This is a genomic window from Nocardia sp. NPDC057353 (assembly GCF_042667085.1).
Taxonomy (GTDB): Bacteria; Actinomycetota; Actinomycetes; order Mycobacteriales; family Mycobacteriaceae; genus Nocardia.
Map to the genome: position 1 here is coordinate 191,804 of NZ_JBHVAK010000002.1, position 14,698 is coordinate 206,501.

Below are 14,698 nucleotides of genomic sequence, written 5' to 3' on the forward strand. Positions count from 1 at the left end.
GAGGCGCAGCCCCGCCAAGAAGCCGTAAGGACCGGCGGAAAGGCGCCGCCGCCGTCGTTCACTCGATCGGGCGTGCTCCACCGCGGAGCAGCTCGAGGAGGTTCGACCCGATGTCCGTCGTCGTGTTCACGGTGCTCACCGTGGCCGTGTTCGCCCTGTTGGGCCTGGTCCAGCGCGGGGTGGAGCGGCTGTGATCGCGAATATCGCCGGGCTGGTGCTCGCGGTGCCGATCGCGCTGCTCGCGCTGGCCGCCCTGCTCTTCCCCGAGAGGTTCTAGGTGAACGACACGACCCAGGCGGTGCTGGTGGTCGGCTCGCTGGTGGCGGCGCTCGCGCTGGTGCACGTGCCGCTCGGCGACCACATGTACCGCGTCTACTCCGGGACGACCCACTCCCGCGCGGAGCGGCTCGTCTACCGGGTGATCGGGGTGCGCCCCGATGTGGAGCAGAGCTGGCCGGTGTACGCCCGCAGCGTGCTCGCCTTCTCCGCGGTGAGCGTGCTGGCGCTCTTCGCCTTCCAGCTGGTGCAGCGGGTGCTGCCGCTGCACCTGGCCGACCCCGGCACCGAGCTGACCCCGGCGCTGGCCTGGAACACCGCGGTCAGCTTCGTGACCAACACGAACTGGCAGAACTACGCGGGCGAGAGCACCCAGGGGCACCTGGTGCAGATGGCCGGGCTCGCGGTGCAGAACTTCGTCTCCGCGGCGGTCGGCATGGCGGTCGCGGTCGCGCTGGTGCGCGGCTTCGCCCGCACCCGCAGCGGCGAGCTCGGCAACTTCTGGGTCGACCTGGTGCGCGGCACCGTGCGCATCCTGCTGCCGCTGGCCTTCGTCGGCGCGGTGGTGCTGCTGGTCGGCGGCGTCGTGCAGAACTTCCAGCTGCACGACCAGGTCGCGCAGACGGTGGCCGGTGCAGCGCAGCCGATCCCGGGCGGGCCGGTGGCGAGCCAGGAGGCGGTCAAGGAGCTCGGCACCAATGGCGGCGGCTTCTTCAACGCCAACTCCGCGCACCCGTTCGAGAACCCCTCCGCCTGGACCAACTGGGTGGAGATCTTCCTGCTGCTGGTCATCGCCTGCTCGCTGCCGCGCACCTTCGGCCGGATGGTCGGCAGCCCGAAGCAGGGGTACGCCATCCTCGCGGTGCAGGCCGGGCTGGCACTCACCGGCATCGCGCTCACCGTGCTCTTCCAGGTGCGCGCCGACGGCACCGTGCCGACCGCGGTCGGCGCCGCCACCGAGGGCGTCGAGCAGCGCTTCGGCGTCGTGGACTCCGCGGTCTTCGCGGCGAACACCACGCTCACCTCGACCGGCGCGGTGAACTCGTTCCACGATTCCTACACCAGCCTCGGCGGCATGATGACGATGATCCACATGCAGCTCGGCGAGGTGGCGCCGGGCGGCGTCGGCTCCGGGCTGTACGGCATCCTCGTGCTCGCGGTGATCACCGTGTTCGTCGCCGGGCTCATGGTCGGCCGCACCCCGGAGTACCTGGGCAAGAAGATCACCCCGCGGGAGATCAAGCTGGCCGCGACCTACATCCTGGTGACGCCGCTGGTGATCCTGATCGGCACCGCGCTCGCGGTGGCCATGCCCGGCCAGCGGGCGAGCATGCTCGCCGACGGCCCGCACGGCCTCTCCGAGGTGCTCTACGCCTTCACCTCGGCCGCCGCCAACAACGGCTCGGCCTTCGGCGGGCTCTCCGGCAACACCGAGTGGTTCAACACCGCGCTCGGCCTTGCCATGCTGCTCGGCCGGTTCCTGCCGATCGTGCTGGTGCTCGCGCTGGCGGGGTCGCTCGCCGCGCAGGGCAGGACCCCGGAGTCGGCGGGCACGCTGCCCACGCACCGCCCCCAGTTCGTCGGGCTGGTCGCGGGCGTGACCGTCGTCCTGGTCGCGCTCACCTTCCTGCCCGCCCTCGCGCTCGGCCCGCTCGCCGAAGGAATCGGTTCATGACCTCCACGCTCTCCTCCCCCGCCCCGGCCGCCGCAGCGCCCGCGCCCCGCCGCCCCGCCGCCGTGCGCGCGGGCGTGCTCGACCCGGCCATGCTGCTCACCTGCCTGCCGCAGGCGCTGCGCAAACTGGACCCGCGCACGCTCTGGCGCAACCCGGTCATGCTCATCGTCGAGATCGGCGCGGCCTGGTCGACGGTGCTCGCGGTCGCCGACCCGAGCTTCTTCGCGTGGGCCGTCGTCGCCTGGCTCTGGCTCACCGTGCTCTTCGCCAACCTGGCCGAGGCGGTCGCCGAGGGCCGGGGCCGCGCACAGGCGGACTCGCTCCGGAGAGCCCGCACCGACACCGTCGCCCGCAGGCTCACCGCGGACGATGCCGAAGAGCCGGTACCCGCCCCCGAGCTGCGCCGCGGCGACCGGGTCGTGGTCGAGGCGGGCGAGGTGGTGCCCGCCGACGGCGACGTGGTCGACGGCATCGCCTCGGTCGACGAATCGGCCATCACCGGCGAATCCGCGCCGGTGATCCGGGAATCCGGCGGCGACCGCTCGGCCGTCACCGGCGGCACGACGGTGCTCTCGGACCGGATCGTCGTGCGGATCACCCAGGAGCCGGGCGCCGGCTTCATCGACACCATGATCGCCCTGGTCGAGGGGGCGAAGCGGCAGCGGACGCCGAACGAGATCGCGCTGAACATCCTGCTCGCCGCGCTCACCGTGGTCTTCCTCTGCGCGGTGGTCACGCTGCAGCCCATGGCGATCTACGCCCGCGGCAACGACACCGGGGTCGCCGACACCCTCGCGCTCAGCGCCGACGGCATCTCCGGCATCGTGCTGGTGGCGCTGCTGGTGTGTTTGATCCCGACGACCATCGGCGCGCTGCTCTCGGCCATCGGCATCGCCGGGATGGACCGGCTGGTGCAGCGCAATGTGCTGGCCATGTCCGGCCGCGCGGTGGAGGCGGCGGGCGACGTGAACACGCTGCTGCTGGACAAGACCGGCACCATCACGCTCGGCAACCGGCAGGCCGCGGAGTTCCTGCCCGCCCCCGGCGTCACCGCGGACGAGCTGGCCGACGCGGCCCAGCTCGCCAGCCTCGCCGACGAGACCCCCGAGGGCCGCTCGATCGTCGTGCACGCCAGGCAGGTGCACGGCCGCCCCGAGCGCGCGACCGGCGAGCTGACCGGCGCCACCTGGGTGCCCTTCACCGCGCAGACCAGGATGTCCGGCGTCGACCTCGCCGACGGCCACCGGCTGCGCAAGGGCGCCGCCGCCGCGGTGGTGGAGTGGGTTCGCGCCGAGGGCGGTTCGGTGCCGGACGAGATCGGCGCGCGGGTCGAGTCGATCTCCGGCGCGGGCGGCACCCCGCTGGTCGTCGGCGAGGTGCGCGACGGCACCGCGCGGGTGCTCGGCGTGCTCGCGCTGGTCGACGTGGTCAAGGACGGCATGCGCGAGCGCTTCGACGAGATGCGCCGGATGGGCATCCGCACGGTGATGATCACCGGTGACAACCCGGCCACCGCCGCCGCCATCGCCGCGCAGGCCGGGGTGGACGACTTCCTCGCCGAGGCCACCCCGGAGGACAAGCTCGCGCTCATCCGCGCCGAGCAGGAGGGCGGGAAGCTGGTCGCCATGACCGGCGACGGCACCAACGACGCCCCCGCGCTGGCCCAGGCCGACGTCGGGGTCGCCATGAACACCGGCACCTCGGCGGCGAAGGAGGCGGGCAACATGGTCGACCTCGACTCCGACCCGACCAAGCTGATCGAGATCGTGGCGATCGGCAAGCAGCTGCTGATCACCCGCGGCGCGCTCACCACCTTCTCCATCGCCAACGACATCGCCAAGTACTTCGCGATCATCCCGGCGCTGTTCGTGCCGCTCTTCCCCGGCCTGGCCGCGCTGAACGTCATGCGGCTGGCGAGCCCGCAGTCGGCGATCCTCTCCGCGGTGATCTTCAACGCGGTGGTGATCGTCGCGCTCATCCCGCTGGCGCTGCGCGGAGTGCGGTACCGGGCAGGCGACGCCGCCGGGCTGCTCGGCCGCAACCTCGCGATCTACGGCCTCGGCGGCATCGTGGTCCCGTTCCTCGGGATCAAGCTCATCGACCTGTTCGTCCACCTTCTCCCCGGGATGTCCTGACATGCGTACGACCACCTGGCTCCGGCAGCACCTGGCCGCGGCGCGCGCGCTCGCCGCGCTCACCGTCGTCACCGGCATCGCCTACCCGCTCGCGGTGACCGCGATCGGGCAGCTGCCCGGGCTGAACCAGCGCGCCGACGGGTCGGTGATCACGGTCGACGGCACCGCGGTCGGCTCCCGGCTGCTCGGCCAGTCCTTCACCGCCGCCGACGGCTCCGCGCTGCCCGCGTACTTCCAGAGCCGCCCGTCCGCCGCGGGCGACGGCTACGACACGCTGGCCAGCGGCGCGAGCAACCGCGGCCCCGAGGACATCGTGGACACGGCCGCCACGCCGAGCCTGCTCACCCAGGTCTGCACGCGCAGCAGGGAGATCGGCGCGCGCGAGGGCGTGGACGGCTCCCGCCCGTTCTGCACCCCCGACGGCGTCGGGGCGGTGCTCGCCGTCTTCGGCCCGCGCGCCGCCGACGGCACCGTCGCCGCCCCGGTGCGGGTGGTGAGCGTGAACCAGCCGTGCCCGACCCGCCCCTTCCTCGACGCCTACCGCGGCGTCGCCGTGGAATGCGCCGGGGACCGGGAGGACTGGTCCGCGGCCAGGCTGGTCCCGGTGCGCGGCCCGGCGAGCGACACCCCGGCGGTGCCCGCCGACGCGGTCACCGCGAGCGGCAGCGGGCTCGACCCGCACATCTCGCCGGAGTACGCCGCGCTGCAGTCGCGCCGGGTGGCCGCGGCCCGCGGGGTGCCGGAGGCCGAGGTGCGCGAGCTCGTCGACGCGCACACCGACGGCCGCGCCCTCGGCTTCCTCGGCCGGCCGACGGTGCGCGTGCTCGAGCTGAATCTCGCGCTGGACCGGCGCTACCCGGCGCCGTAGCAGAATGCGGCGGCGGCCAGGTACTGGCGGCACTCCGGTCCGTGGCCCGCGTGCATGCCGCAGATGAAGCGGGCCAGCTCCGGGTCGAGCGGGGTGGCGGGCTCGGCGGCGCAGTCGCTGTGCCGCGAGCTCCACAGGTCCCTGGTGTCCAGCGAGGTCTGCATGGTCGCGCCTCTCGGGGGTTCGGTCATCGGGGGTCGGTCACTCCGCGATCAACTTCCACTCGTCCGGCAGCTGCACCTCGGCGACCTCGTCGCCCTTGGCCTGCACGTCGAGGGTGACCGCGCCGAGCCGCAGCGCGGAGAGCGTCACCGTGCCCCAGGACGCGGGCAGCCGCGGCCGCACGCCGAGCGTGCGCTCCGGCACGTTCGGCTCCAAGCCGAGGAAGGAGCGCACCAGCAGCAGCGGCGCCGCGCTGGCCCAGGCCTGCGGCGAGCAGGAGGTCGGGTACGGCACCGGCGCCGCGAAGCGGGAACGCGGGAAGCCGCAGAACAGCTCGGGCAGCCGCCCGCCGAAGGCGGCGGCCGCGTCCAGCAGCCCGCCCGCCAGCCGGGTCGCCAGCTCGACCGCGCCGGGCACGTGCTCGTAGCGCAGCAGCCCGGCCACCGCGAGCGCGGTGTCGTGCGGCCAGACCGAGCCGTTGTGGTAGCTCATCGGGTTGTAGGCACCCATGTCGGAGCCGAGCGTGCGCAGCCCGAACCCGCTGTCCATCGCCGGGTCGCCGAGCCGCCGCACGATCTGCTCGGCGTGCTCGTCGGTGGCGATCCCGGACCACAGGCAGTGCGCGACATTGCTGGTGAGCGCGTCCACCCGGCGCTTGTCCCGGTCCAGCGCGACGGCGTACCAGCCGCGCTCGGGCAGCCAGAACCGCTCCGCGAAGTTCTGCTTCAGCTCGGCGGCCTTCTCGCGCAGCTTGGCCGCCACCCGCACCTCGTCGAAGGCCTCGGCGAGCTCCGCGCGGGCCAGCACCGCGGCGTAGGTGTACCCCTGCACCTCGCAGAGCGCGAGCGGCGCCTCCGGGAGGTGCCCGCTCGCGTCGTTGATGCCGTCGAAGCTGTCCTTCCAGCCCTGGTTGATCAGGCCGCGGTCGGTGGCCCGCCGGTACTCGACGAAGCCGTCGCCGTCCCGGTCGCCGTAATCGCGCAGCCAGCGCAGCGCGGCGTCGGCGGCGGGCAGCAGCGCCTCCACCGCCTCCCGGTCGGCGCCCCAGCGGTGTGCCTCGTTGAGCAGCATGACGAAGAGCGGGGTGGCGTCGGCGGTGCCGTAGTAGATGTTGCCGCCGAGCACCTGGCCGCTGGCCGGGCCGCGGCGCATCTCGTGCATGATCCGCCCCGGCTCCTCCTCGGTGAGCGGATCCACCCGGCGCCCCTGCAGCTCCGCGAGCTGCTGCAGGGTGCCGACCGCGAGGTCGACCTCCAGCGGCAGCGCCATCCAGGCGGTGAGCAGGCTGTCCCGGCCGAAGAGCGTCATGAACCAGGGCGCGCCCGCCGCGACGAACGGGCGGCTGTCGCCGTTCTCGTCGTGGATCTGCAGCGCGCCGAGGTCGCTCTCGGTGCGGCGCAGCACCTGGGCCAGCACCGGGTCGTCGGCGCGCATGTCGGTGGCGCTGTTCCGCCATGCCTCGATCTTGCGGCCCGGCGCGCTGATCCCGAGCTGGTCGCCCGGGCTCAGCGACTGGATGCGCTGATTGCCCACGGTGGGCTGGGCGATGATCTCGGTCTGCCAGAGCTCGCCGACCGGGACCACCACCCGCCACACCAGCGTGCCGGGCAGCACCACCGGCTCCACCGTCGACGACACCGAGAGCCCGCGCATCCGCTCCGCGCGGTCGTGCAGCAGCAGCTCGCCGTCGGCCACGGTCACCTCGGCCCTGGTGTGCCCGGCGCGGCCCTCCTTGACCGAGAACAGGTCGACGAAATCCGCGTCGACGTGCAGCTCCAGCGTGACCGCGGTCGGCTCGCGGCCCATGTTCTCCAGCGTGACGGTCTCGTGCATGCCCTCGGCGACCAGCCGCTCCCTGACCACGAGCAGGGTGCTGTCGGCGATCCCGGCCTGCGGTGGACGGCGCAGCACGAACCTGGCCGCGAACGCCTCCGGGCTGAGCACGGAGAGCGAGTCGGCGGGCTTGCCGTCCACCAGCAGCTCCCAGCGGGAGATGACGCGCGCGTCCCGGTAGAACAGGCCGTGCGGCAACCCCGGCGCGATATCACCGAGCCGGTTGGACAGGCAGAACGTGCCGCCCTCCACCAGGGTCACCGCGGCCCCGCAGCCACCGAGGCCGGTGGGTTCGCCTGCGTTCAGCGGGGCGGGCGCGCCTGCGGTCATGCCCGGCCGCTCGTCGCGAAGGTCATGGCGGAGGCGCCGCCGAAGCGAACCGCCCGCTCGCGCAGCAGGTTCCGGTAGACCTCCTCGTAACCGCGGCCGAGCGTGTCGGCGCCGAAGTTGGCCGTGACGTGCGCCCGGCAGGCCGCCGGGTCGTAACCGCGCACCTCCGCGATGGCGGCGGGCAGCTCGGCGGGGTCGTCGCAGATCCGCCCGGTCACCCCGTCCACCACGACCTCCGGCACCGCGCCGCCGCGCAGCGCCACCACCGGGGTCCCGCAGACCATCGCCTCGATCATCACCATGCCGAACGGCTCCTCCCACCGCACCGGGAACAACAGGCAGCTCGCCTCGGAGAGCAGCGCCCGCTTGGCGGTGGCGTCGGCCATGCCGAAGACGTGGTCCTGCTCGCCGAGCAGCGGGCGGACCTTCTCCTCGAAGTAGTTCTGCTCCGCCGGTTCGCTGCACTTGCCCGCGAGTACCAGGGGGATACCCGCTTCGTGGGCTGCTTGAACCGCGAGATGCGGTGCCTTGTCCTCGGTGTAGCGGCCGAGGAAGAGCGCGTAGTTCTTCTTCTCGGCGCGGAACGGCCACTCGTCCACGTGCAGCGCGTTGTGCACCCGCCCGGCCCAGTTCAGGTCGGGGGCGAGCGCGCGCTGCCGGTCGCTGATCGCGACCAGCGCGACCTCGTCGCCCATCTCGCGGTAGTAGCGGTAGCAGTCGTCCTGCACCGGGCCGTGCACGGTGACCACGGTGGGCAGCCCGAGCCCCTCGTAGGCGGGGGCGTTGAGCGGGCCCGCGAAGGTGTGGTCGTGCACCAGGTCGACCCCGGCGGTCTCGGCGAGCCGCTCGATCGCCCTTCGCACCCGCAGGGCGTGCACCACCTCGGGGAACGGCTCGCCGAGCCGCTCCGGAACCGCGCGGTCCCACAGCGGCAGGAAGTTCGCCTTGGTCCCGGGCTCGCCCGCCCCGAGCAGGGTCACCTCGTGGCCCCGGCCGACCAGCGAATCCACCAGATCGGCGACGACCGCCTCGACCCCGCCGTACGCCTTGGGCGGCACGTCGAAGTACGGCGGCACCACCATGGCGATCCGGAACCGATCGGGACGACGACGGAGCGACAGCAGATCCGCGGTCCCGAGCTGCGCCGGGATCGGCGCTGACAGCCCTGCGCTCATGACCCTCCTTCCAGGGAACAACCGTGAAGCACATCCACCCGGCACACCGGTGCACCGGGCGCAGACGATGGCCGCCGCGGCGGAGGTGAAGACCGAGCGAGCACCGCCGTCCATGGGGCAGGTCGGCCTGGGAGGGGTGCGGAACGCCAGCTGAAATCCCAGGGGGGCCGCCGACAACATAGCCCACATGCGGCGCTCGAAACCCGCAAATCGAAACTCGACGGCGCGTCGGCAAATACTCAGCGCACGATGGAAATTGCGCCTTCGCCGCTTGGAAACAGGAAATTGAGCGTTCGCTCGGCCTCCTCCCGGACCGCAGCAGCATCCGAGTTACCGAGCGGGTGCCACGGCTCGATGCGCAGCGTGCTCCCCGCCAGTGACCACCGCCCGTGCACGAAGCCGTCCACCAGGTACACCGGCACCCCGGCCGACGCCTCGGCGGCCGTGCGCCGCCGGTCGGGCTCGCTGACGACGCGGCGCCGATCCCGGTAGCCGAGCACCGCGTTGTCGAAGGCGGGCAGGAAGCGCACCGGCACCGGGGTGTCCGGGTCGGCGATGACCGCGCCGGGCAGGTCGAACAGCTCGCGGCCGTCCGCGTCGCGCAGCACCGTCAGCTCCGGCCGCAGCGCCGCGAAGACCGGCGCCAGCCGGGTCGCGCCGGACCACGCCTGCGCGTCCGCGACCGTGGCCGGGCCGAAGGCGGCCAGGTAGCGCCGCACCAGCGTCTCCGGTCGCGGCTCGGGCGCGAGCGGGCCGATCCGCACCGCCGCCAGCCCGACCGTGACGTAGCGGTTGCGCCACCGCCCCCACTCGCCGCACTCCGGGCCGTGCACCAGCGGCACCATGGCCTCGACCGCGTCGGCCAGCCTCCGCACGTGCCGGTCCGGAAACCGCTCCGCCAGCGCGGTTCCCAGCTCCCGCCGGGTGAGCAGCCGGTCGCCGAGCACCTCCCGCCCCGCCGCCGCGAGCGCCGCGTGGTCGACGCCGTCGAGCTCGTCGCGGTAGTAGGCGAGCCGCACCGCGCCCGCCACCAGGTCGTGCAGCGTGGGGCGGAGCCAGCGGAAGTCCGCGGCGGTGGTCAGGTGCACGGTGCGGCGCAGCGTCGTCGAGCGCACCACCTCGTTCGCGGCCAGCGCGGCCGCCAGATCCTCGCGGGTGAAGTGCGACAACCGGTTCCACAGCCCCAGGTAGGGCCAGTTCGGCTCCTGCCCCTGCACCGCGACCAGCTGCTCGATCAGCGCGGCGGGCGTGAGCGGGGCCGGTTCGATCAGGTGCTGCCTGGCGAGCAGGGTGCGGTTGAGGGCGCGCAGCGAGAGGTCGGGCACCGGCCCATCATCCCCGGTGCCACCGACATTCAGCCGCTGTCGCCGCAGCGCGCGGGGTTGGGCAGGTCGCGGCAGGGTTCGTTGCCGTGCGCGCGCAGCACGTCGGTGCCGCCCTCGTCGGTGAGGTAGCGCAGGAAGGCGGCGGCCGGGGAGCCGGGGGGCGCCGCGCCGTAGCTGTAGGCGAACTCGATGCCCCACAGCTCGTAGCGGCCTGCCAGCGCGGCCTGCCGGTCCGGGGCGACGCCGTTCAGCGCCGGGGTGCGCAGCCCGGCCCGCGTCGCCTCGCCGAACTCGCTGTACCCGATGGCGCCCCTGGTGTTCCGCACCGTCTGCAGCAGGTCGCCGGTGACCTCGGCGGTGCAGCGGGTGGGGCCGGTCAGCTCGCGTCCCTGGATGGCGAGGCAGCTGGTGTGCGGCACCGCTGGCTGCGACCCGCCGAGCACCCGCTGCTCGAAGACCGCGCGCGTCCCCGACCCCGGCGCCCGCTCGACCAACACGATCGGCAACGGGGCCCCGCCGACCTCGCTCCAGTCGGTCACCCGCCCGGCGTAGATGTCGCGCAGCTGCGCGGTGCTCAGCGACGGCACGTCGAGCTCGGGGTGCGTGACGACGGTGAACACCGCGACCGCCAGCGAGCGCCGGTCCAGCTTCGGGTAGTTGGCGCCGATCGGGTTGTCGCCGATGGCGATCAGCGTGCCGTCGGTGGTGGCCGCCCTGGTCAGCCGGTCCAGCCCGCGCTCGGTGCCCTCGAAGGCGAAGGCGAAGCGCAGATCGTGGCACTCGGCCCGGTACCGCTCGGCGGCGTCCTGGATCACCGGCCGCAGCGCGGACGACCCCACCACGGTCAGCTCGCCGCCGACGCAGCCGCGCGGCGGCCGATCCCCCTGCACCACCCCGACCACCAGCTGCGCCGCGATCACCAGCACCAGGAAGCCGACCAGCAGGACCATCGCCCGCGAAGCGCCGATCCGGCTGCGGGTCTCCAGCACCCGCCCGCCCTTGACCCCGCCGCGCAGCTCCGGCTCGGCGTCCGCACCGGCCCGACCCTGCCGCTGCAGGATGGCGAGCACCTTGTAGTGGTCGCCGCGGTTCAGCGGCACCTTCGGCAGGTCGATCACGCCGCGGCAGGCACCCTGGTCCCAGCGGTGCGCGATGCCGGAGCGCGCGTCAAGGCACTCGGCGAGCCCGGGGTGGCTCAGCTCGGTGACGGCCATCCCGATCACCCGACGCTGCGGAAAGTGCAGGTGCAGCCCGGTGACGCCGTTCTCCAGGGTCTGGTAGTCGCCGGTGTCGATGGTGGTGGCGCCGGAGTTCTCGATCCGCACCAGCACCACCGAGAGGTCCTTCAGGTCGGCCGCGCCCTCGGGTGCCTCGGGGCGCAGCCGGGTCAGCACGCCGGGGAAGACCGACTCGATCTCGCCGGTGACCGGGGTGTCCATCTGCACCCGGTACCCCAGCCTGCGCCTGCCGACCACGACGAATTCGTAGAGGAAGGCCGCGATCGGCACCGCGACGCCGATCAGCGCGAGGACGATCTCGATCGGGAACCCGTCCACCCCGCCTCCCCCGTATTCGGTTGCCGTGAGCACAGTTTCGACGGCGTCGGGGGCAGGCCGAAACCCGGGGCGGGACAGTTCGCCGAGTGTTCCCCGCGGGTTCAGCGGTCGGTCGTCCAGGCCAGCAGCTCGGCGAGCGGCCAGGTGTTGACCACCCGCTCCGGCGGCACCCCGTTCGCCACGGCGCGCTCGCAGCCGTAGCCGAGCCAGTCCAGCTGGCCGGGGGCGTGCGCGTCGGTGTCGACCGCGAAGAGGCACTCCATCTCGACGGCGAGCCGGAGCAGCCGGGCGGGCGGGTCGCGCCGCTCCGGGCGGCTGTTGATCTCCACCGCGGTGCCGTAGGAGCGGCACGCCTCGAAGACCACCTCGGCGTCGAACTGCGATTCCGGCCTGGTGCCTCGCCCGCCCTCGACCAGCCGCCCGGTGCAGTGGCCGAGCACGTCCACGTGCGGGTTGGCGACGGCGTAGACCATCCGCTCGGTCATGGCGGCGCTGTCCTCCCTGAGCCGGGAGTGCACGCTCGCCACCACCACATCCAACTCGGCCAGCAGCTCGGGTTCCTGGTCCAGCTCGCCGCCCGCCAGGATGTCCACCTCGATCCCGGTGAGCACCCGGAACGGCGCGATCTCGGCGTTCAGCTCGGCGACCACGTCGAGCTGTTCGCGCAACCGCTCGGCGGAGAGGCCGTTCGCGACGGTCAACCGCGGCGAGTGGTCGGTGAGCGCGCAGTACTCGTGGCCGAGCGCGGCGGCCACCGCCATCATCTCGGCGATCGGGCTGCCCCCGTCGGACCACTCCGAGTGCGTGTGCAGGTCGCCGCGGAGCCGCTGCCGCAGCGCCGCGCCCGCCGGGCCGATCGGCGCGGCCGCCTGCCGCAGCTCGGCCAGGGAGCGCGGCACCTCTCCGGCCACCGCCTCCGCGATGACCGCCGCCGTCTTGGGGCCGATCCCGGCCAGCTCGCGCCAGGTGTTCGCCGCCGCCCGCGCGGCGCGTTCGGCGGCGGGCAGCGCAGCGACCACGTCGGCGGCGCGCCGGTACGCCTTGACCCGGTGCGTCTCGGCGCGCGAGCGCTCCAGCCAGAAGCCGATCTCGCGCAGCGCCTCGACCGGGCCTGGCGCGGTCACGGGCGCAGGGCGGCGTACTTGATGAAGGCGACCCCGTCGGCGAAGACCCGGCTGGTGACCACCCGGAAGCAGGCGGGTTCAGGCAGCCGGGAACCGGCGCCGAAGAGCGGGCGGCCACGGCCGAGCACGATCGGGTAGAGCTTGAGGAAGACCTGGTCGATCTCGGGCAGCAGCGCCTCGGCCAGCTCGCCGCCGCCGCAGAGCCAGATCCCGAGGCCGTCCTCGCGCTTGAGCGCCCGCACGGCGGCGACCGGGTCACCGTCGATGAGCTCGACGTCCGGGTCGGGGTTCTCCGGCAGCGTCGTGGAGACGACGTACTGCCGCAGGTGCGCGTACGGGCTCGAGGTGCCGGTGCGCACGCCGAAGTCGTGCGTGCGCCTGCCCATCACCACGGTGTCGAAGGTCTGGTTCGGCTTGTCGACGCCGAGCGCCTCGCGCACCTTGGTCGGCAGCGTCTCGGGGTAGTGGCTGTTGATGTAGGGGCCGTGGTCGCCGCCGACCGGGAAGAAGTCGACCGAGCCGTCCTCGGTGGCGATGAAGCCGTCGATGGTCGAGGCCACGTAGTAGGTGAGCTTGCGCATGCGTCCTTACCCTCTCCGGCGTGGTCTGCTCACACGGTAACGCGCTTTCCGGCGCGCGGGCGCGGCTTCGGCTGGCAGCGCGGGCAGGAGAACGACGACCGGTTCATGAACTTCTCCCTGACCATCGGCGCGCCGCAGCGGCGGCACGGCTCGTCGACCCGGCCGTAGGCGTCCAGGGAGCGCTCGAAGTACCCGGAGTTGCCGTTCACGTTGACGTACAGCGCGTCGAACGAGGTGCCGCCCGCGGCCAGCGCGGCGGTCATCACCTCGGTGGCGGCGTCCAGCAGGGTGCGCAGCGCGGGGCGGGTCAGCCCGGCGGCGATCCTGGTGCCGTGGATGCGGGCGCGCCAGAGCGCCTCGTCGGCGTAGATGTTGCCGATCCCGGAGACGACGCCCTGGTCCAGCAGCAGCCGCTTGATCTCGCTCTGCTTCGCGCGCAGCGCGGTGACCGCGGCCTCGGAGTCGAAGCGGGGGTCGAGCGGGTCGCGGGCGATGTGCGCGACCGGCGCGGGGAGCGGGGTGCCGTCGACGGTGACCAGCGGGGCCAGCGCCCAGCCGCCGAAGGTGCGCTGGTCGACGAAGCGCAGCTGGGTGCCGTCGCTCAGCCCCGCGGTGATGTGCGCGTGCTTCTGCCTGGGCGCGTAGCCGGGCTGCACCAGCATCTGCCCGCTCATGCCGAGGTGCACGACGAGCGCGAGGTCGGGTTCGTCGAAGGTGAGCCAGAGGAACTTGCCGCGGCGCTCGGCGCTCGCGACGGTCAGCCCGGAGAGCCGCGCGGCCAGGTCGGCGGCGCCCGCGAGGTGCCTGCGCACCGAGCGCTCGTGCGTGACGGTGACCGATTCGATCACCCGGCCCACCACGTGCTCGGCCAGCCCGCGGCGGACCACCTCGACCTCGGGGAGCTCGGGCACGTCAGGCGTCGGCGGCGGCTTCGGCGGTCAGCGCCTGGTAGGCGGCGCCCGCGGCCTTCTGCTCGGCTTCCTTCTTGGAGCGGCCGATGCCGCTGCCGTAGGGCTGCCCGGCGATCACCGTGGTGGCGGTGAACTCCTTATCGTGGTCCGGCCCGGTCGAGGTGATCTCGTAGCTGGGCACGCCGAGGCCGCGCTCGGCGGTGAGCTCCTGCAGGCTGGTCTTCCAGTCCAGGCCCGCGCCCATTCGCGGCCCGCGCTCCAGCAGCCCCGCGAAGAGCCGCAGCACGACGCCGCGCGCCACCTCGATGCCGTGCTCCAGGTGCACCGCACCGAGCAGCGACTCCATGCCGTCGGCGAGGATGCTCGGCTTGTCCCGGCCGCCGGTGAGCTCCTCGCCCTTGCCGAGCAGCAGGTGCGAGCCGAGCCCGCCGGGGCCGAGCACCCGCGCCACCTCGGCCAGCGCGTGCATGTTGACCACGCTGGCGCGCAGCTTCGCGAGCTCGCCCTCGGACTTCTCCGGGTGCTCGTGGTAGAGCCGCTCGGTGATGCTGAGCCCGAGCACCGAGTCGCCGAGGAACTCCAGGCGCTCGTTGGTCGGCAGCCCGCCGTTCTCGTACGCGTAGGAGCGGTGCGTCAGCGCCAGCCGCAGCAGATCGGGCTGCAGCTCGACGCCGAGCGCGGCGAGCAGGCTCGCATGGTCACCGTTCGGACGGGCTCCGTCCCTGCTGGATGTCACGTCGATACGAG

Annotated in this window: 12 protein-coding genes; 3 read left to right on the plus strand and 9 right to left on the minus strand. The window is 73.4% G+C overall.

Going from position 1 to position 14,698, the window contains the following annotated elements; genetic code table 11:
• Positions 1 to 277 precede the first annotated feature (277 nt).
• The 3 genes from kdpA to ACFUUZ_RS01875 are packed head-to-tail and all read left to right on the plus strand — an operon-like array spanning position 278 to position 4,954.
• Positions 278 to 1,951: a potassium-transporting ATPase subunit KdpA gene (kdpA, locus tag ACFUUZ_RS01865; protein WP_378691379.1), complete on the plus strand. Its 1,674-nt coding sequence runs from the start codon at positions 278 to 280 to the stop codon at positions 1,949 to 1,951.
• Positions 1,948 to 4,086 carry a potassium-transporting ATPase subunit KdpB gene (gene kdpB / locus ACFUUZ_RS01870; protein WP_378691382.1) on the plus strand — a complete coding sequence of 713 codons (2,139 nt, stop codon included), beginning with the start codon at positions 1,948 to 1,950 and terminating at the stop codon, positions 4,084 to 4,086. Before kdpA ends, kdpB begins: the two co-directional genes overlap by 4 nt.
• Before the next feature lies 1 nt (position 4,087).
• Positions 4,088 to 4,954 (plus strand): potassium-transporting ATPase subunit C, encoded by an 867-nt coding sequence (locus ACFUUZ_RS01875; protein WP_378691385.1) that lies wholly within the window; start codon positions 4,088 to 4,090, stop codon positions 4,952 to 4,954.
• Here the strand turns inward: ACFUUZ_RS01875 and ACFUUZ_RS01880 are convergent.
• The 9 genes from ACFUUZ_RS01880 to rnc form a co-directional block, all read right to left on the minus strand.
• Positions 4,939 to 5,145 (minus strand): hypothetical protein, encoded by a 207-nt coding sequence (locus ACFUUZ_RS01880; protein ID WP_378691388.1) that lies wholly within the window; start codon positions 5,143 to 5,145, stop codon positions 4,939 to 4,941. The two genes, ACFUUZ_RS01875 and ACFUUZ_RS01880, sit on opposite strands and share 16 nt — an antisense overlap.
• Positions 5,146 to 5,155: 10 nt before the next feature.
• Complete coding sequence (locus ACFUUZ_RS01885; RefSeq protein ID WP_378691391.1) at positions 5,156 to 7,279, minus strand: glycogen debranching N-terminal domain-containing protein; 2,124 nt, start codon at positions 7,277 to 7,279, stop codon at positions 5,156 to 5,158.
• Positions 7,276 to 8,361, minus strand: a complete 1,086-nt coding sequence (locus ACFUUZ_RS01890; protein ID WP_378691517.1) for a glycosyltransferase family 4 protein — start codon at positions 8,359 to 8,361, stop codon at positions 7,276 to 7,278. The genes ACFUUZ_RS01885 and ACFUUZ_RS01890 overlap by 4 nt, the downstream gene beginning before the upstream one ends.
• Positions 8,362 to 8,693: 332 nt before the next feature.
• Complete coding sequence (locus ACFUUZ_RS01895) at positions 8,694 to 9,779, minus strand: winged helix DNA-binding domain-containing protein (protein WP_378691394.1); 1,086 nt, start codon at positions 9,777 to 9,779, stop codon at positions 8,694 to 8,696.
• Between the two features lie 29 nt (positions 9,780 to 9,808).
• Positions 9,809 to 11,335, minus strand: coding sequence for a PstS family phosphate ABC transporter substrate-binding protein (locus ACFUUZ_RS01900; RefSeq protein ID WP_378691397.1), 1,527 nt, complete (start codon positions 11,333 to 11,335; stop codon positions 9,809 to 9,811).
• Between the two features lie 101 nt (positions 11,336 to 11,436).
• The gene (locus tag ACFUUZ_RS01905) at positions 11,437 to 12,459 is read right to left on the minus strand and encodes a PHP domain-containing protein (RefSeq protein WP_378691400.1); all 1,023 of its coding nucleotides are present in this window, start codon (positions 12,457 to 12,459) and stop codon (positions 11,437 to 11,439) included.
• Entirely contained in the window at positions 12,456 to 13,040 is a 585-nt protein-coding gene (locus tag ACFUUZ_RS01910) for a dihydrofolate reductase family protein (RefSeq protein WP_378691402.1), read from the minus strand. The genes ACFUUZ_RS01905 and ACFUUZ_RS01910 overlap by 4 nt, the downstream gene beginning before the upstream one ends.
• Positions 13,041 to 13,069: 29 nt before the next feature.
• A complete protein-coding gene (gene mutM / locus ACFUUZ_RS01915) occupies positions 13,070 to 13,951 on the minus strand; it encodes a bifunctional DNA-formamidopyrimidine glycosylase/DNA-(apurinic or apyrimidinic site) lyase (protein ID WP_378691405.1) in 882 nt (293 codons plus the stop codon).
• A 1-nt stretch (position 13,952) separates the two neighbouring features.
• Positions 13,953 to 14,687, minus strand: a complete 735-nt coding sequence (gene rnc / locus ACFUUZ_RS01920; protein ID WP_378691408.1) for a ribonuclease III — start codon at positions 14,685 to 14,687, stop codon at positions 13,953 to 13,955.
• Between the last annotated feature and the right edge of the window lie 11 nt (positions 14,688 to 14,698).

Excerpts from the sequence above, each read along its gene's own strand:
- kdpB (WP_378691382.1), top strand. The coding sequence starts at position 1,948 with ATGACCTCCACGCTCTCCTCCCCCGCCCCGGCCGCCGCAGCGCCCGCG.
- ACFUUZ_RS01875 (WP_378691385.1), top strand. The coding sequence starts at position 4,088 with ATGCGTACGACCACCTGGCTCCGGCAGCACCTGGCCGCGGCGCGCGCG.
- ACFUUZ_RS01880 (WP_378691388.1), bottom strand. The coding sequence starts at position 5,145 with ATGACCGAACCCCCGAGAGGCGCGACCATGCAGACCTCGCTGGACACC.
- ACFUUZ_RS01885 (WP_378691391.1), bottom strand. The coding sequence starts at position 7,279 with ATGACCGCAGGCGCGCCCGCCCCGCTGAACGCAGGCGAACCCACCGGC.
- ACFUUZ_RS01890 (WP_378691517.1), bottom strand. The coding sequence starts at position 8,361 with ATGGTGGTGCCGCCGTACTTCGACGTGCCGCCCAAGGCGTACGGCGGG.
- ACFUUZ_RS01910 (WP_378691402.1), bottom strand. The coding sequence starts at position 13,040 with ATGCGCAAGCTCACCTACTACGTGGCCTCGACCATCGACGGCTTCATC.